16 protein-coding genes are annotated in these 17,495 nt (G+C 65.6%); 9 read left to right on the top strand and 7 right to left on the bottom strand.

All coding sequences use genetic code 11. The annotated features are described in order from the left end of the window. Positions 1-17: 17 nt before the first annotated feature. From BVC93_RS08845 to BVC93_RS08835, 3 genes are read right to left on the bottom strand one after another with little or no spacing between them, the layout of a single operon-like run. Complete coding sequence (locus tag BVC93_RS08845) at positions 18-1,190, bottom strand: thiolase domain-containing protein (protein WP_083736838.1); 1,173 nt, start codon at positions 1,188-1,190, stop codon at positions 18-20. 34 nt (positions 1,191-1,224) lie between these two features. Next, positions 1,225-2,286, bottom strand: a complete 1,062-nt coding sequence (locus BVC93_RS08840) for a thiolase domain-containing protein (protein ID WP_192860367.1) — start codon at positions 2,284-2,286, stop codon at positions 1,225-1,227. A 3-nt stretch (positions 2,287-2,289) separates the two neighbouring features. After that, a complete protein-coding gene (locus BVC93_RS08835; RefSeq protein ID WP_083736836.1) occupies positions 2,290-3,267 on the bottom strand; it encodes a Zn-ribbon domain-containing OB-fold protein in 978 nt (325 codons plus the stop codon). Positions 3,268-3,316: 49 nt separating this feature from the next. Between BVC93_RS08835 and BVC93_RS08830 the strand changes: the two genes are divergently transcribed. The 3 genes from BVC93_RS08830 to BVC93_RS08820 all read left to right on the top strand — a co-directional run bounded on the left by BVC93_RS08830 (position 3,317) and on the right by BVC93_RS08820 (position 6,349). Continuing rightward, complete coding sequence (locus BVC93_RS08830) at positions 3,317-4,348, top strand: LLM class F420-dependent oxidoreductase (RefSeq protein WP_083736835.1); 1,032 nt, start codon at positions 3,317-3,319, stop codon at positions 4,346-4,348. Between the two features lie 109 nt (positions 4,349-4,457). Further along, positions 4,458-5,147 carry an acetoacetate decarboxylase family protein gene (locus tag BVC93_RS08825; protein WP_083740915.1) on the top strand — a complete coding sequence of 230 codons (690 nt, stop codon included), beginning with the start codon at positions 4,458-4,460 and terminating at the stop codon, positions 5,145-5,147. An 8-nt stretch (positions 5,148-5,155) separates the two neighbouring features. Continuing rightward, entirely contained in the window at positions 5,156-6,349 is a 1,194-nt protein-coding gene (locus tag BVC93_RS08820) for a cytochrome P450 (RefSeq protein WP_236950425.1), read from the top strand. 41 nt (positions 6,350-6,390) lie between these two features. Here the strand turns inward: BVC93_RS08820 and BVC93_RS08815 are convergent, their stop codons facing one another. After that, positions 6,391-7,008 (bottom strand): TetR/AcrR family transcriptional regulator, encoded by a 618-nt coding sequence (locus tag BVC93_RS08815; protein WP_083736833.1) that lies wholly within the window; start codon positions 7,006-7,008, stop codon positions 6,391-6,393. Between the two features lie 119 nt (positions 7,009-7,127). Between BVC93_RS08815 and BVC93_RS08810 the strand changes: the two genes are divergently transcribed. From BVC93_RS08810 to BVC93_RS33525, 3 genes are read left to right on the top strand one after another with little or no spacing between them, the layout of a single operon-like run. After that, positions 7,128-8,039 (top strand): phytanoyl-CoA dioxygenase family protein, encoded by a 912-nt coding sequence (locus tag BVC93_RS08810; RefSeq protein ID WP_157516827.1) that lies wholly within the window; start codon positions 7,128-7,130, stop codon positions 8,037-8,039. Further along, positions 8,036-9,550, top strand: a complete 1,515-nt coding sequence (locus BVC93_RS08805; RefSeq protein WP_083736832.1) for an APC family permease — start codon at positions 8,036-8,038, stop codon at positions 9,548-9,550. Before BVC93_RS08810 ends, BVC93_RS08805 begins: the two co-directional genes overlap by 4 nt. Beyond that, complete coding sequence (locus BVC93_RS33525) at positions 9,547-9,978, top strand: RidA family protein (RefSeq protein ID WP_192860233.1); 432 nt, start codon at positions 9,547-9,549, stop codon at positions 9,976-9,978. Before BVC93_RS08805 ends, BVC93_RS33525 begins: the two co-directional genes overlap by 4 nt. Before the next feature lie 66 nt (positions 9,979-10,044). Here BVC93_RS33525 and BVC93_RS08795 read toward each other — a convergent pair whose 3' ends face one another. Then, entirely contained in the window at positions 10,045-10,845 is an 801-nt protein-coding gene (locus BVC93_RS08795; protein WP_083736831.1) for a crotonase/enoyl-CoA hydratase family protein, read from the bottom strand. Positions 10,846-10,878: 33 nt separating this feature from the next. On the opposite strand from BVC93_RS08795, the gene BVC93_RS08790 reads away from it, so the two are divergent. After that, positions 10,879-12,567: an acyl-CoA synthetase gene (locus BVC93_RS08790; RefSeq protein WP_192860366.1), complete on the top strand. Its 1,689-nt coding sequence runs from the start codon at positions 10,879-10,881 to the stop codon at positions 12,565-12,567. Then, entirely contained in the window at positions 12,564-13,685 is a 1,122-nt protein-coding gene (locus BVC93_RS08785) for an NAD(P)H-dependent flavin oxidoreductase (RefSeq protein ID WP_083736829.1), read from the top strand. The genes BVC93_RS08790 and BVC93_RS08785 overlap by 4 nt, the downstream gene beginning before the upstream one ends. 10 nt (positions 13,686-13,695) lie before the next feature. Here the strand turns inward: BVC93_RS08785 and BVC93_RS08780 are convergent, their stop codons facing one another. Next, positions 13,696-14,778 (bottom strand): DNA alkylation repair protein, encoded by a 1,083-nt coding sequence (locus BVC93_RS08780; protein ID WP_083736828.1) that lies wholly within the window; start codon positions 14,776-14,778, stop codon positions 13,696-13,698. 51 nt (positions 14,779-14,829) lie between these two features. Here BVC93_RS08780 and BVC93_RS08775 point away from each other — a divergent pair, with 51 nt between their 5' ends. Further along, positions 14,830-16,380: an acetolactate synthase large subunit gene (locus tag BVC93_RS08775; RefSeq protein ID WP_083740912.1), complete on the top strand. Its 1,551-nt coding sequence runs from the start codon at positions 14,830-14,832 to the stop codon at positions 16,378-16,380. Here BVC93_RS08775 and BVC93_RS08770 read toward each other — a convergent pair. Beyond that, a complete protein-coding gene (locus BVC93_RS08770; RefSeq protein WP_083740911.1) occupies positions 16,366-17,466 on the bottom strand; it encodes a Rieske 2Fe-2S domain-containing protein in 1,101 nt (366 codons plus the stop codon). The genes BVC93_RS08775 and BVC93_RS08770 overlap by 15 nt on opposite strands. Between the last annotated feature and the right edge of the window lie 29 nt (positions 17,467-17,495).

Raw genomic sequence — 17,495 nt, 5'->3', positions numbered from 1 at the left:
GGCGTCGTGGACCAGGCTCACGCCGGCTTGTCCGAAGACACGACCCACATCGAGTAGTACTGTGAGCCGCCGCCGTAGGCATGGCCCAGCGCCTTGCGGGCACCCGGCACCTGGTGGTCGCCGGCCTTGCCCATCACCTGGATGGCGGATTCGGCGAACCGGATCATGCCGGAGGCGCCAATCGGGTTGGAGCTCAGCACGCCGCCGGACGGGTTGAACGGGATCCTGCCGCCGATCGCGGTCTCACCAGCCTCGGTGAGCTTCCACCCCTCGCCCTCGGCGGCGAAGCCCAGGTTCTCCAGCCACATCGGTTCGAACCACGAAAACGGCACGTACACCTCGCCGACGTCGATCTCGTCGATGGGGCTGGTGATGCCGGCGGCCTTCCACAACGCCGCCGCTGCATCTCGGCCGGCCTGTGGATTCACCTGGTCACGGCCGGAGTAGGCCAGCGGCTCAGTGCGCAGTGCGGTCGCGTGCACCCAAGCGACGGGATGACCGTCGGCAACCCGGGCGTCGGCCGAAGCCTCGTCGCCGATCACGATGGCTGCCGCGCCGTCCGAGGACGGGCAGGTCTCGTCGAAGCGAATGGGATCCCAGAGCATCTGCGAGGACATCACCTTCTCCAAGGTGATGTCGGGCTGGTGCAGGTGTGCCAGCGGGTTCTTGGCGCCGTTGAGGCGGTCTTTCACCGCGACCATGGCGCCGATGTGGTTCGGGGCGCCGGAGCGGCGGATGTAGGCGCGCACGTGCGGAGCGAAGTACCCGCCAGCGCCCGCGCCGACGGGCTTGGTGAACGGCACCGGGATGGACAGCGCCCACATGGCGTTGGATTCGGACTGCTTCTCCCACGCCATCGACAGCACCCGCCGGTACTTGCCGGACTGCACCAGCGATGCCGCCACCACGGCGGTGGAACCGCCCACGGAACCGGCGGTGTGCACGCGGACGAGGGGCTTGTTCGTCGCGCCCACGGCGTCGGCGAGGAACAGTTCGGGCATCATGACGCCCTCGAAGAAGTCCGGGGCCTTGCCCACCACCACGGCGTCGATATCGGCCATGGTCTGTCCGGAATCGGCCAGGGCCCGGTCGATGGCCTCACGCACCAGGCCCGCCATCGACACGTCGAGGCGTTTGGCGACGTACTTGGTCTGACCCGTCCCCAAGACGGCTGCGAGGTTTTTTGGCATCAGTGCTGAAGTCCTTTTCTCTTCGCGCGAGCGCTCATCGGCCCTCCAGGACGGCGACGAGATTCTGTTGCAGCGCCGGCCCGCTGGTGGCATGCGCCAGGACGCGCTGAGCGCTGCCGTTCCAGATGTGCTCGGCAGCGAAGCCGATGCGCTCCAGACCCGCCGAGAACATCGGATTGGCCGCCAGCGCACCGCCGGACGGGTTGACTTTCGTGGACCCGTTCAGCCCGATGGCCTCGGTGAGGATCAGCTGCTGATGCGTGAACGGCGCGTAGATCTCGGCGACATCGATGGAGCCGAGGTCATCGCCGGTGGCCGCCTTCGCCGACGCTTCGGTGGACGGGGATGTGGTGAGGTCACGGGCGCCGAGGACCGGGGTCTCGATGCGGTGCTCGATGCCGGTGATCCATGCCGGGTTCTCGCGCAGTTCGCGCGCCTTGTCGCCGGCCGCCAGCACGATCGCCGCCGCACCATCGGTGATGGGTGCGATGTCATGCCGGCGGAGGGGATCGGCGAAGAACGGGCGGGCCAGCAGATTGTCGATGCCCCCGGTGACCTCAACGGTGTCCGTGCGTCCGCCTGCAGCGTAGGAGTCCAGAGCCACCTGAGCCATCTGCTCGGCGGTCCATTTACCCGTGTCCAGGCCGAAACGGGCCTGCAGGCCGGCCATCGACACCGAGTCGGGCCACAGCGGCGCCACGGTGTAGGGGTCGGTCTGCAGCGCCAGCACCCGACGCAGGGTGCCTGCGCTGGACTTGCCGAAGCCGTACACCAGGGCGGTCTCCACCTCGCCGGTCAGCAGCTTGATGTAGGCCTCGTACAGCGCCCATGCGGCGTCCATCTCGACGTGTGATTCGTTGATCGGCGGCACCGCGCCGATGGAGTCGATGGCCGAGATGAAGGAAAAGGCGCGTCCGGCAAGGTAGTCCGACGATCCTGAGCACCAGAATCCGATATCGGTCTGCTGCAGACCCAGGTCGGAGTAGAGCTTGGCGAAACACGGCATCAGCATCTCGACGCCGTTGGTGGTGCCCATGGTGCGGCGCACATGGGGTGCGTGGGCGAAGCCGACCACAGCTATCTCAGTCACAGCAATCCTCTACAGGTGGTGGCGGTAGGAGTCGTAGTCGGCGTCGGGCTCGCCCGTCGGCCGGAAGTGGTCGATGTTGTCGATGCCAAGGCCCCATTCCTCCTGGGGCTTCCACACCGCTTCCACGCGCATGCCCATCCGTACCTCGGTGGCCTCGATCTCGGTGACCAGGTGCAGGAACGGGATGTCGGCGCCGTCCAGCAGCACATACGCCGCGACGTACGGCGGCTTGATGCGCTGGCCTGCGAACGGGATGTTGATGATCGCGAAGGTGGTGACCGTCCCCTTGTCGGGCAGTTCGACGAACTCGTCGAGTTCCTTGCCGGTGGCTGGGTCGGCCTCCTTCGGCGGGAAGTACACCTTGCCGTCCGCGCCGGACCTGGCTCCGAGCAGCTTGCCCTCTTCCAGGGCCTTCAGGAACCGGGTCTCGGGAAGTGATGCGGTGTGCTGGATCTCGATGGACGTCGGGGTGACGAGCATGGTCACCGGGTCTTTGTCGACCGGTTCGCCTTCCGGTTCGGCCGTGTCGCCCAGATCGAAGTACGCGATGTCGGTGATGGCGCCGACGGTCTGATCGGCCCAGTGCACATGCACCCGGTCACCGGTGCAGACTTCTCCGTCGACGGCGTGAAGAAGCGGGGTGTCCGCTCCGTCGAGTTTGATCAGCGCCCAGGCGAACGGGCGGTCCAGCGGTTGGCCTTCCAGGGGGGTCGATTGCCATGTCCACGACAGCACCGTTCCGACACTGGCCACCGGTACGATCTCCGTCAGCTGTTCATAGGTGACGGGGTCGTACTCGGCCGGTGGTACGTGCACCCGACCGTCGGATCCACGGTTGCCGACGACGCGGCGATCACGCAGTGCGGTGAAGAACTGGCCGAGGATCGGACCGACTGAACGGGTGTAGTCGAATGACAGTTTCAGCGGAGCGGAAAGCGGCGGCTCATGGTCATCGATCTGCACCGGGCTGCTTTGGCTGGTGGTCACAGCATCGAGTAGAACAGGTTCTAACAATCGTGGCAAGAAAGGGTTCGCCGTGAAGCTGGGTTTGCAACTGGGCTACTGGGGCGCGCAGCCGCCGGCCAATCACGGCGAGCTGGTGGCCGCCGCCGAAGAAGCGGGTTTCGACACCGTGTTCACCGCCGAGGCGTGGGGTTCGGACGCCTACACCCCGTTGTCGTGGTGGGGGTCGCAGACGTCGCGGCTGCGGTTGGGTACCTCGGTGGTGCAGCTGTCGGCGCGCACCCCGACGGCGTGCGCGATGGCTGCGCTGACGCTGGACCACCTGTCGGGAGGCCGGCACATCCTCGGGTTGGGGGTGTCCGGCCCGCAGGTGGTGGAGGGCTGGTACGGCGCGACATTCCCCAAGCCGTTGGCCCGCACCCGCGAGTACATCGACATTCTGCGACAGGTCTGGGCCCGCGAAGCGCCGGTGACCAGCGCTGGCCCGCACTACCCGTTGCCACGCTCGGGGGAGGGCACCACCGGGCTGGGCAAGGCGCTCAAGCCGATCACCCATCCCCTGCGGGCCGACATCCCGGTGATGCTGGGCGCCGAGGGGCCGAAGAACGTGGCATTGGCCGCCGAGATCTGTGACGGTTGGCTGCCGATCTTCTACACCCCGCGGATGGCCGACACCTACAACGCCTGGCTCGACGAGGGCTTTGCCCGGCCCGGTGCGCGACGCACCAGAGAGACCTTCGAGATCTGTGCGACGGCGCAGGTGGTGGTCACCGACGACCGCCCTGCGGTGTTCGAGATGATCAAACCGTTCCTGGCGCTGTACATGGGTGGGATGGGTGCCGAGGACACCAACTTCCACGCCGACGTGTACCGGCGGATGGGGTATTCGGAGGTGGTCGACGAGGTCACCGAGCTGTTTCGGTCCAACCGCAAAGACGAAGCCGCCAAGGTGATTCCCGACGAACTCGTCGACGACGCCGCCATCGTGGGCGATGTCGGCCACGTCAAAGAACAGATCAAGATCTGGGAGGAAGCCGGCGTCACCATGATGGTGATCGGCGCCCGTTCGGTGGAGCAAGTTCGCGATCTCGCAGCGTTGATCTGAGTCCTCACGAAACTTATGTAGACACTTCTTGCGATCTGTCTAGAACACGTTCTAGATTAACGGTGTGACCCAAGCCACCACCCACACCATCGCGGGCACGGTGCTGACCATGCCGGTGCGCGTGCGCACCGCGCACCAGCACACCGCCATGTTGGCAGTCGATGCTGACGCCGCCCAGCGCATGATCGACTACAGCGGGTTGCGGGTGTGCCGGTTCGGCCGCGGCAAGGCGCTGGTGGTGCTGATGCTGATGCGCTACCAGGACACCGACCTCGGCCAGTATTACGAGTACGGCACCAACGTCATGGTGAACCCGCCCGGGTCCCAGGCTCGCGGGATGGCGGCGCTTCGAGATGCCGGCGCGTTTGTCCACCACCTGCCCGTCGACCAGCCGTTCACGCTCGAAGCCGGCCGGACCATCTGGGGCTACCCAAAGGTGATGGCAGACTTCACCGTTCGCTCTCCTTCGTCGGCCAGGCGGTTCGGGTTCGATGTCAGCATCGACGGTCAGCACGTCGTCAGCATGGATTTCAGGCGCGGCTTGCCCACGCCTGCCGCGCTCACCGGAAAGCCTCAGGTGCACTCGACGTACTCGCATCTGGATGGCATCACCCGCAAGACCGAAGGGCAGATGGTGCTCTCCGGCGTGCGGTACCGCCCGGCGGGTGTGCGGATACGTCTCGGCGACCATCCCTATGCGCGCGAGCTTGCCTCGCTGGGATTGCCCAAACGTGCATTGGTATCCAGTTCGGCTGCCAATGTCGACATGACTTTCGCTGACGCTGAGGAGATTCGGTGACATCCACCCTGCCGGGACTCGACGTCGACCTCGCGGACGGCAACTTCTACGCCGACGGCAACGCACGTGCCGCCTACGCGTGGATGCGCGCGAATCAGCCGGTGTTCCGGGACCGCAACGGCCTGGCCGCCGCGGCCAGCTATCAGGCGGTGCTCGACGCCGAACGTAATCCGGAGCTGTTCTCCAACACTGGCGGCATCCGGCCCGACCAGCCGGGCATGCCATACATGATCGACATGGACGATCCCGCACATGTGTTGCGGCGCAAGCTCGTCAACTCCGGCTTCACCCGTAAGCGGGTGATGGACAAGGTGCCGTCCATCGAAAAACTGTGCGACACACTGATCGACGGCATCTGCGAAAAGGGTGAGGCGGACTTCGTCCGCGACATCGCCGCCCCGCTGCCCATGGCCGTCATCGGTGACATGCTTGGCGTGCTGCCCGAAGAGCGCGACATGCTGCTGAAGTGGTCCGACGATCTGGTGTGCGGGCTGTCGTCCACCGTCGACGATCTGGTGATCCAGAAGCTGATGGAGACTTTCGCCGCGTACACGGCGTTCACCATGGAGGTGATCGCCGACCGGCGGGCCACCCCGCGCGATGACCTGTTCTCCATCCTGGTCAACGCCGAGGTCGAGGGGCAGCGGATGTCCGACGACGAGATCGTCTTCGAGACGCTGCTGATTCTCATCGGGGGCGACGAAACCACCCGGCACACATTGTCCGGTGGCACCGAACAGCTGCTGCGACACCAGGATCAGTGGGCGCAGCTGGTGGCGAACCCGGAACTGCTGCCCGGTGCCATCGAGGAGATGCTGCGCTGGACCTCACCGGTGAAGAACATGTGCCGCACGGTCACCGCGGACACCGAGTTCCACGGGACCGCGCTCAAGGCCGGCGAAAAGATGATGCTGATGTTCGAGTCGGCCAATTTCGACGAGACGGTGTTCGGTGATCCCGAGAACTTCCGGATCGATCGAAACCCGAACAGTCATGTGGCCTTCGGCTTCGGCTCGCACTTCTGCCTGGGCAATCAGCTGGCTCGCCTGGAGCTGAAGCTCATGCTGACCAAGGTGTTGGCGCGGCTACCTGATCTGCGGCTCGCCGATCCCGGTTCCCTGCCGCTGCGACCGGCCAACTTCGTCAGCGGCCTCGAATCCATGCCGGTGGTGTTCACGCCGTCCGCTCGGGTGAATGTCTAGTCGATTGCGCCCAGCGGTCTCGGGCTCTTCTGACAATCCAGTCAGGCAGCGGGATCGGTAGTGGTCCGCAGATACGCGACCATGGCGACGGCGGATTCGCGGATCAAGTCGGAATCGCCCTGAGGATCCTTGCGGAAGGCGAACCGCAAGAGATAGTCCAGGATCTCGATCGCGACGGAGCAGTGGTACACCTCGGTGCGTGTGGTCTCCGCGGGTGCTATCCGGCGCAGGGTCGACCAGAGTTTGGTCGCGATGTAGAGGTTTGCCTGCTGGTCGGCGGCGACGGCCACTGGTGACAGGTGTCCGTTGAGCCATAGTTCGCGCACGGCAGGCGATCGGTAGTAGTCGCTGTAGACGGCGATCGCACGCTCTGCGACGTCCTCCCATCGGTCGTAGTCCGCGGCGGCGAACTCGTCTGCCATCTGCGTCGACTTCTCCATGTACCCGAGTGCGACGGTTTCCATCGCCATTTCCGGACTGGTGAAGTAGGCGTAGAACGCACCCTTGCTGACGCCGGATTCCTCCACCAGCAGAGCAGGTGATTCGACGGCGCGGTCATAGCCGACGGTCCCCAGCAGGTGCTCGGCGGCATTGAGGATTCGCTGCACCGTTTCTCTGCTGCGCCGTTGTGCAGGCAGCCTGCGCATCGTTTCCGCCATAAAACTCGACTCTAGTCGGATTTACCTCACCGTTACGCCCGAACCCTTGGACGAAACAGACTCAAGTTCAGACTTGAGTCGCATTTGGAAACATCTGACTTCGACTCGAGGAGCCACTGGTGCCCGAACTGAATCACCTTCCCCCGACCGCCTCGGCAGCGGAGATCACTGCCTGCCTGCGGCGCGACGGCTACGTCATCGTCGACAATCTGGTCAGCGCCGACACGATGGACCGCATCAACGACGAACTCAGTCCCTACGTCGAAGAGACAGCGTTCGGCAGCGACGACTTCTTGGGAAAGCGGACCCGCCGGACCGGATCGCTGATCGCCCGCTCCGAGACGTCTCGCAGCCTCGTTGCGCATCCCACCATCCTCGATGTCGCCGGCGATTACCTCAGCCACGCTTCCGCCTTCCAACTGCACCTGACTCAGGTCATCTCCATCGGTCCGGGTTCGCCAGCGCAAGCCATTCACCGAGATGAATTGGCTTGGGATTTCTTCGAATTCCCCGCCGACTATCAGGTGCAGTGCAACACGTTGTGGGCGATGAGCGACTACACCGCCGACATGGGCGCCACCCGGGTGGTGCCGGGCAGCCATCTGCTGGGCACCGACGAGAAGTTCTCGCAGGAGGATTCCCTGCCTGCCGAGATGGAGAAGGGCTCGGTGCTGCTCTACAACGGCAAGATCTACCACGGTGGTGGCGCGAACACCACGACGGACAAGGTTCGCCAGGCGCTCAACATCACCTATGCGGTCGGGTGGGTTCGGCAGGAAGAGAACCAGTATCTGTCGACTCCGCTGGAGGTGGCCCGCACCCTCGACGACGACCTTCTCAAGCTCATGGGTTACCAGATGGGCTGTTTCGCCATCGGATACGTCGGTGACGTGCGTGACCCGATGTCGGTGGTCCGTGAGGATGCCGGGGGATACCTGGGGATCGACAAGATGCAATCCGCGGCGGCCCGCGAAGGTTCGGCCAACACGCTGATGAACCTGATCACCGACGCCGCAGGCCGTCCGGCATGACAACCCACGACGGCGGAGGTGGTCTCGCGCGCAACAGTGTCACACTCGCCGAGGCCACCTTCGTCTCGATCGCCACGATGGCGCCCGGGGTCGGGGCGGCATTCGCGGTCATCGGTGGAGCGGCGTTCGCCGGAGGGGCGCTACCGGCCTCCGTGGTCTTTGCACTGCTCGGGTGTGCCTGTGTGGCCGTGGCCATCGGACAACTTGCCAAGAAAGTGACCTCTGCGGCCGGCATGCCCTCCTATCTCGCAGCCGCGTTCCACGGCGGTGCGGGCTTCCTGTCGGGATGGGGCACGTTGCTGGTGTACGCCGCCGCCCTGCCCTACCTGGCACTGCTGGTCGGCAACATCGTCGGCGGTGCTGTCGGCGGCGCCCTCGGACTCGGTTACACCGCATGGTGGATCATCGGCGCGGTCGGGTGCATCGGCCTGGCTCTGGTGATGAATTACCTTGGCGCTCAATTCGGTACGAGGGTGGGCATGATGCTGGGTGCCCTCGAGATCGTCGTCATGCTGGTGCTGTCGGCGTGGATGATCGTGGCAGCAGGTGACCGCAACACATTGTCGGTGTTCTGGACCACCCACGCCACCGTCGAGGGGTTCACCGGGATGAGCGGGATCCTGGCCGGCGCGGTCTACGCGTTCCTGGCGTTCATCGGATTTGATGCCGCAGCCCCTCTGGCCGAGGAGGCCAAGGACCCCAAGCGAACCATCAAATGGGCGGTCATCGGATCGGTGGTCCTGGTGGGCGTGTTTTTCGTGATCACCACCTACGCCTCCGCTGTGTACTTCGGGCCCGACCAGTACTCGGGGTTTCTGGCCTACGGTGAGGGTGACCCGTGGATGGAGATCACGCGGACGTTCTGGGGAATCGGCTGGGTGATCCTGCTGGTGACTCTGCTCAGTTCGGGCCTGGCGTCAGCCAACGGAGCCGGAATGGCGGCCACCCGGGTGGCGTGGGCGCTCGGCCGGGCGGGCACACTGCCCAGCCTCCTGCGGCGTACGCACCCCCGGTTCCGGTCACCGGTGGTGGCCATCGCTGTGGTGTTCGCCGTGGCGACCACGGTGACCTTCGCGATCGGGTTCGCTTACGGCCCGGTGACCGGGTTCATGGTCACCGGAACTGTCCTGACGGTGGGTGTGCTGCCCATCTACATGGCGGTCTGCGTGGCGTGCCCGGTGTACTACCTGCGCTACCAGCGCTCGGAATTCCGCGTGTTCACCCACCTTGTGGTGCCGATGATCGGATTGGTGTTCCTGTTCCCGACATTCTGCGCCGGGGCGGGTGTCACTCTCTTCAGTTTTGTTGCGCCACTGTCCTATCCGCTGAATCTCGCCGGGTACTTCGTGGCGGCCTGGTGGGTGGCCGGGGCGGTGATCTTGGCCGTCATTGCCGTGCGAAATCCCGAACGGCTGGATCCGCGCCGGATTCTGGCCGCATCCTCGCTCGACGACGAGCCCGCTGTTGCCCTCGACCTCCAACTCGACAACCAGAAACGAGCAATCCTGTGACGACATCCACTGCGCCCGGCATCGGCCGGATCGAGCGTACGACCCCGGACATCGACTACATCGACAGCGCCCTCTTCGAGGCCATCGGCATTGTGCAGGTGGCGGTTGCCGGTAACACCATCTATGTGTCCGGGATCGCGCCGCTGACCGGAGGCAGTGACGAACTCCGGCCGGTGGGAACCACATTCGACGAGCAGCTGGCCTACGTCCTGGAGATCCTCGACCGGTCACTGCACTCGGTCGGGGCCAACCGGTGTGATCTGGTGGCGTGGACCATCTACACCACCGACATGGACGCGCTGTCGGCAAGCGCACCGCGGTTGCGCGAATGGGTTGGCATCCACCCGCCGACGAGCACCTGGTTGACGGTCAGCGGTTTCATCCATCCCGAGCAGCAGCTCGAGCTGACGGCCATCGCCGTCCGCTGAGCACGTCCGGTGCCTGTGGGCGCGACACTCGGGGCGGCCGGGGTGTCGCGCCCACACGGCCGACGATCACCTCATCTGGAAGTTCGGGGCCCGCTTCTCCTTGAAGGCCCGCGGACCCTCCTTGGCATCGTCGGAGAGGAACACCTCGATGCCGATCTTGGTGTCGATCTTGAACGCGTCGTTCTCGTGCATGCCCTCGGTCTCGTGGATGGACCGCAGGATCGCCTGTACGGCCAGTGGGCCGTTGTTGTTGATCACCTCGGCGATCTCCAACGCCTTGTCCAACGCCGAGCCGTCGGGCACCACGTAGCCGATCAGCCCGTAGTCCAGAGCCTCGGTAGCGGTGATGTGCCGTCCGGTCAGCAACAGATCGCAGGCGATGGTGTAAGGGATCTGGCGCACCAGGCGCACCGCGGAGCCGCCCATCGGGTACAGGCTCCACTTCGCCTCGGAGATGCCGAATTTGGCGCTCTCGCCCGCTATGCGGATATCGGTGCCCTGCAGGATCTCCGTCCCACCCGCGATCGCGGGACCTTCCACCGCAGCGATCAACGGCTTGGTCAGGCGCCGTCCTTTGAGCAAGCCGTCGATGCGCGAGGGGTCGTAACTGCCGTCTTTGAACGAGTCGCCCGGCGGCTTGGCCGTGGCGGCCTTGAGGTCCATGCCCGCGCAGAAGTAGCCACCGGCACCGGTGAGAATGCAGGTCCGGATGTCCGGATCGTTGTCCACCCGGTCCCACGCCTCTACCATTATCGAGAGCATCTCAGTGGAAAGGGCGTTGCGCGCCTGTGGCCGGTTGAGCGTCACGATCAAAGTGTGTCCGCGCTGCTCAACGAGGGCGTCGGGCTCTTTTTGGGGCTCGCTCACTTCAGGCCGCCTTCCTGCGTCTTCGCTTGGGACTTGTCTCGAAATGTAACACGTTCTAGTTTAGGTTCCGTGGCCCTCAACATTGCCGATCTTGCCGAGCACGCCATCGACGCTGTGCCAGACCGTGTCGCCCTGATCTCGGGTGACGAGCAACTGACCTACGCCCAGTTGGAGGAAAAGGCCAACCGCCTGGCCCACTATCTCATCGATCAGGGCGTCAAGAAGGACGACAAGGTCGGCCTGTACTGCCGCAACCGAATCGAGATCGTCATCGGCATGCTTGGCATCGTCAAGGCCGGTGCCATCCTGGTGAACATCAACTTCCGCTACGTCGAGGGCGAACTGAAATACCTGTTCGAGAACTCCGACATGGTGGCGCTGATCCACGAGCGCCGCTACTCCGACCGGGTGGCCAACGTCCTGCCGGAGACGCCGGAGGTCACCACCGTTCTGGTGGTCGAGGACGGCTCGGATGACGATTTCTCGTCCTACGGCGGTGTGGAGTTCGAGGCGGCGCTGGAACAGGGCTCACCGCAGCGCGACTTCGGCCCGCGCAGCGAGGACGACATCTATCTGCTCTACACCGGCGGCACCACCGGTTTCCCCAAGGGCGTCATGTGGCGTCACGAGGACATCTACCGAGTGTTGTTCGGCGGCACGGACTTCGCCACCGGTGAGCCGGTGAAGGACGAGTACGACCTGGCCAAGCAGGCCGCCGAGAACAACCCGATGGTGCGCTACCCGATCCCGCCGATGATCCACGGTGCCACGCAGTCGGCCACCTGGATGGCCCTGTTCTCCGGCCAAACCGTGGTACTGGCACCGGAATTCAACGCCCACGAGGTGTGGAAGACCATTCACGACCACAAAGTGAACCTGCTGTTCTTCACCGGTGACGCGATGGCCCGTCCGCTGCTGGATGCGCTGCTCGCCCACCAGGACGAGGGCAATCAGTACGATCTGAGCTCGCTTTTCCTGCTGGCCAGCACAGCCGCGTTGTTCTCCACCAGCCTGAAGGAGAAATTCCTCGAGTTGCTGCCCAACCGCATCATCACCGATTCCATCGGCTCGTCGGAGACCGGCTTCGGCGGCACCAGCGTGGTCGCCAAGGGCCAGTCTCACACCGGCGGCCCGCGCGTCACCATCGACAAGTTCACCGCGGTGCTCGACGAGGACGGCAACCCGGTGGAGCCGGGATCCGGTAAGCGCGGCGTCATCGCCAAACGAGGGCACATCCCGGTCGGCTACTTCAAGGACGAGAAGAAGACAGCCGAGACGTTCAAGACGTTCAACGGAGTGCGCTACGCCATCCCCGGTGACTTCGCCGAGGTGGAGGCCGACGGCACCGTCACCATGCTGGGCCGCGGCTCGGTGTCCATCAACTCCGGCGGCGAGAAGATCTACCCCGAAGAGGTGGAGGCTGCACTCAAGGGCCATCCGGACGTGTTCGACGCGCTGGTGGTGGGAGTGCCCGACGACCGCTTCGGTCAGCACGTCGCCGCCGTGGTGCACCCCCGCGAAGGCACCCGCCCCACCCTTGCCGAACTGGATGCGTTTGTACGTACCGAGATTGCGGGCTACAAGGTGCCGCGCAGCCTGTGGCTGGTCGACGAGATCAAACGCTCTCCAGCAGGCAAACCCGATTACCGCTGGGCCAAGGACACCACCGAAGAGCGCCCGGCCGACGACGTCCACGCCAAGCACGCAGGAGTGAAGGCATGAAAACGGAACTGTGCGCACGGTTCGGCATCGAGTACCCGATCTTCGTCTTCACCCCGTCGGAGAAGGTGGCCGCCGCGGTCACCAAGGCCGGCGGCCTCGGCGTGCTGGGGTGTGTGCGCTTCAACGACGCCGACGACCTCGAGAACGTCCTGCAGTGGATGGACGCCAACACCGACGGTAAGCCCTACGGCGTCGACATCGTGATGCCCGCCAAGATCCCCACCGAAGGCACCAGCGTCGACATCAACAAACTGATCCCGCAGACGCACCGAGACTTTGTCGCCAAGACCCTCGCCGACCTCGGTGTGCCGCCGCTGCCCGAGGACGAGGCGAAGTCCGAAGGTGTTCTGGGATGGTTGCATTCGGTTGCGCGGTCGCATGTCGAGGTGGCACTCAAGCACCCGATCAAGCTGATCGCCAACGCACTGGGCTCACCACCGAAGGACGTCATCGACCAGGCGCACGCCGCCGGGGTTCCGGTGGCCGCGCTGGCCGGGTCGGCCAAACATGCCCGACGACATGTCGACAACGGCGTCGACATCGTCGTCGCCCAAGGCCATGAGGCCGGCGGGCACACCGGTGAGATCGGTTCGATGGTGTTGTGGCCGGAGATCGTCGACGCGGTGGGCGACTCCGCCGCGGTGCTGGCGGCAGGCGGCATCGGCACCGGACGTCAGGTGGCTGCTGCGCTGGCCCTTGGCGCGCAGGGGGTCTGGATGGGTTCGGCCTTCCTTACCTCGGCCGAGTACGACCTCGGGGTACGCACCGACGGCGGCACCTCGGTGATCCAGCAGGCCCTGCTGGCCGCCGACTCCGCCGACACCGTGCGCCGCAAGATCTACACCGGTAAGCCGGCCCGGTTGCTCAAGAGCCGCTGGACCGACGCCTGGGACGCCGAGGGAGCCCCGGACCCGCTGCCGATGCCACTGCAGAACATCCTGGTCAGTGAGGCGCATCAACGCATGAGCGAGTCCAGCGATCCGACAGCCGTCGCCATGCCGGTGGGTCAGATTGTCGGGCGGATGAACGAGATCCGGCCGGTGGCCGAGATCATCGCCGAGTTGGTGGACGGTTTCGAGCAGGCCAGCAAACGCCTGGACGGCATCCGGGAAGGCTGAGCGGGCCGCCTCAGCCGGGTAGCAGCTCGAATTCGGCTCGGCTGGAGGGTTTTCCGTTGACTCGCAACTCGATGGCGTGCTCACCCGGGTAGTACTTGCGGGTGGTGATCGGCCGGAACGAGTGCACCTTGCTGACCGTGAGCTGTTCTCCGGGCGCCATCGTTGTCGTGGTCAACTTGAACACCTTGTGCGTCTGCCCGCCGTTGGCCTTGCGGTGGTGCACCGCGTAATCGATGGCGAGCTTCGCCGGCTCGGTGCCCTCGTTGCGGACGGTGGCCGAGAACTCCACCTCACCGCCGAACGGCACCGCCGACCGGTTGAGTACCGGACCCGCGACGGTGACGGTGGCCGCGGCGAACCCCAGCAGTTCCAACGCCCCGCCGTCACCGCGTTTGATCAACGTGCGCAAGGCGTGGCGGACCAGGGCCGCGGTGTTCTCGTCCGGCGCGGCTAACCAGCGCGCCGCTGTCTCGACCACCAAAGCGGGGTGGTCTCGGCTGAGGTCGTTGAGGTGGTTGGCCACCGACCGGCGGACCACGGGATCGGCATCGCGGTACAGCGCATCGAGGACCGGCACCATGATCCCCGGTGCGGCGAGAATCTGCGGGACGCGGATGGCCCACGGCAGATACGGGCGGGTGCCCTCCGAGGCGAGGCGGCGCACGGCCGGATCCGGCGAGCCGGTCCACTTCACGATGATGGGCAAGGCGCGGTCGATGTCGTGACGCAGCAGCGTGCGGATGGCGAACTCGGCGCTGAGCTTGCCGGTGAGTTCGGCCATCAGAGCCATGGCGTCGTCGAAAACCTGCCGGCTTCCTTGTGATACCGCCCGCTGCGCAACGGCGGTGGTGACCGGCCAGACCATCCAGCCTTCGAGGTCCGCCCGGCGGACCACTGCCGCCAGGGCCGCATGGTCACCCGGTACGTCGGCCAGCAGCGCGTCACGCAGCAGATCGGCCCTGGCTCGCAGGGGCAGCGGCGCCAGTGCCGCGCCCGCAGTGCGCAGCTGGGGCGCGCTGCCGGTCACCGCTTCGACGGCATCGGCCAGCGCGTCGGCGGTGGCGCGGTTGATCAATTCCTCGGCCAGCGGCATGGCGTGATGGTAGCGACGGGCTCCGACAATCCGGCGCGTATGTTGGCACCCGTGAACGGAGCGCGGGCACTGCTGCACACTCTGGTCGACGGCGGTGTGGAGGTGTGCTTCGCCAATCCGGGCACATCGGAGATGCACTTTGTGGCGGCGTTGGATGCCGTTCCGCAGATGCGCGGCGTGTTGACCTTGTTCGAAGGGGTGGCGGCAGGCGCCGCGGACGGCTATGCGCGGATCGCCGAGAAACCGGCCGCGGTGTTGCTGCACCTCGGTCCGGGGTTGGGTAATGCGATCGCGAACCTGCACAATGCGCGCCGCGCGAAGGTGCCCGTGGTTGTGGTCGTCGGCGACCACGCCCTGACCCACAAGCGGTACGACGCACCATTGGAATCGGATATCGACGCCCTCGCCGGGAACGTCTCGGGATGGGTGCGCCGCAGCGAGAGCCCCGACCACGTCGCGCGCGACGCAGCCGAAGCAGTGGCCGCAGCTCTCGGCGGCAAGGTCGCCACGCTGATCCTGCCCGCCGACGTCTCGTGGACCGACGGCGCACAGACTGCGTCGCGGGGAGTGCTGAACGGGGTGGAGTCCGTCGACACCGCTGCCGTGGAGAAGGCCGTTGAGGTACTGCGTTGTGGTGAGCCGGCTGTCCTGCTCACCGGTGGTGATGCCAATCGGCGGCCCGGCCTGACGGCAGCAGCCCGGGTGGCTTCGGCATCGGGGGCCCGGTGGTTGTGCGAGACGTTTCCCACTCGGCTGGAGCGCGGCGCCGGGCTGCCCGCGGTGGACCGCCTGGCCTACTTCGCCGAAGCGGCTGAAGCGCAGTTGGCCGGCGCTCGCCATCTCATCCTGGCCGGAGCCCCGTCACCGGTGTCGTTTTTCGCCTATCCGGGGCGATCCAGCGATCTGGTTCCCGACGGCTGCCAGGTGCACGTTCTGGCGGGGCCCGCCGTCGCCGCGGCGGCACTGTCGGCGCTGGCCGACGAGGTGGCACCCGGACAGCAGGCGCCGATGGCCCCGGCGTCGCGGCCCGTACCGCCGGCGGGACCGCTGAACAGTATGAAAATTGCTGATGCCGTCGGTGCGCTGCTGCCGGAGCGCACGATCATTGTCGATGAGTCCAACACCGGTGGGCTCGGACTGCCTGCTGCCACGGCCGGGGCGCCCGCTCACGACGTACTGACCCTAACCGGCGGTGCTATCGGATTCGGGCTTCCCGCGGCCGTGGGTGCGGCTGTCGCCGCACCCGATCGTCCAGTGCTCTCGTTGCAGGCGGATGGCTCGGCCATGTACACGATTTCGGCCTTGTGGACCCAGGCCCGGGAGCACCTGAACATCACCACTGTGGTCTTCAACAATGCGGCTTATGACATCCTGCGGGTGGAGTTGGAGCGGGTGGGCGTACAAGGCGGAGCGGGCAAACAGGCTCGCAATCTGCTCGACATCGGCCGTCCCACACTCGATTTCGTATCGATGGCCGAGGGTATGGGTGTTCCGGCTCGCCGGGTGAGTACCGGTGAAGAGCTGGTGGCCGCGCTGGAACACGCGTTCACCGAACCCGGGCCGCACCTGATCGACGCTGTGGTGCCGTCAATGCTGGTTTAGCAGGTTCTTCCGCCTGGCCAGGTTCTGCTGCACCTCGTCCTGCCAGATGTCGTAGGCGTGCAAGGTGTCGACCTCCTGCTCGAATCGGTCGGTCATGTCGGTGGTGACATCGGCGACGTCGACATAGAACTGTTCGTACCACCGGCGGTGCTGGTACACCGCGCCGTCCTCCTCGGTGAGCAACGGGTTGTCGATGCGGGTCTTGTTCTTCCAGATCTCGACGTCTTCGAGAAATCCGTCGCCGAACGACGTGTTCATGGCGGCGGCCAGCTTGGCGGCCTTGTCAGCGGGCAGACCGTCCATGGCCTGTACGGCCACACCCCACTGCAAGCGGAACGAGTTGTGGGTGACGGGGTAGTGACAATTGATCAGCGCCACCTCCACGGTGAACCCGGGGCCGAGGTCGTTGTGCAGCCAGTTGATCATGTACGCCGGGCCGAAGTAAGTGGCTTCGGAGCGCAGATACGTTCCCTCCCACACCTTGTCGGGATCGGCCAGGTAGTCGGCCCGGGGCTTGGATTCCATGAACTGGCTGGCGGTGTGCCCTTCTATGACGTTCTTGAAGTAGGTGGGGTAGGCATGGTGGATGTAGAAGAAGTGCGCCATGTCGACGTTGTTGTCGACGATCTCCCGGCAGTGTGCGCCCTCGATCAGGACCGAGCTCCACTGCCACGGTGACCACCGGCCCTCGTCGTATCCCTCGATGGTGGGAGGGGTCAGTTCGGCTGCGGGCGCTGATCCCTCGGGGTCGTGCCAGACCAGGAGCTGGCCGTTGACCTCGATGGTCAGCCAGCTGCGGGTGCGAGCCAGTCGCGGGGTGCGTTTGGCGTACGGCACCAGCTTGCACCGGCCGTCGCCGCTCCAGCGCCAGTCGTGGAACGGGCAGGCCACTTCGTCGCCTTTGATGCTGCCCTGCGCCAGATCTGCGCCCATGTGCCTGCAGTAGCCATCAAGAACTTTGAGAGCGCCCTGCGAATCCGCGAAGACCACCAGTCTGGAGCCGAAAGCATCTATGCCGTGCGGCTTTCCGTCCCTGAACTCCTCGGCCAGGCCCAGGCAGTGCCAGCCTCGGGCAAATCGTGTCATGGCGGGGCCGGTGTCGATCTCGCGGACGT

This window comes from Mycobacterium sp. MS1601, assembly GCF_001984215.1.
In the GTDB taxonomy this organism is placed as follows: Bacteria; Actinomycetota; Actinomycetes; order Mycobacteriales; family Mycobacteriaceae; genus Mycobacterium.
Note: the sequence above shows the minus strand (reverse complement) of the source record. Positions and strands in the feature narration are given on the sequence as shown.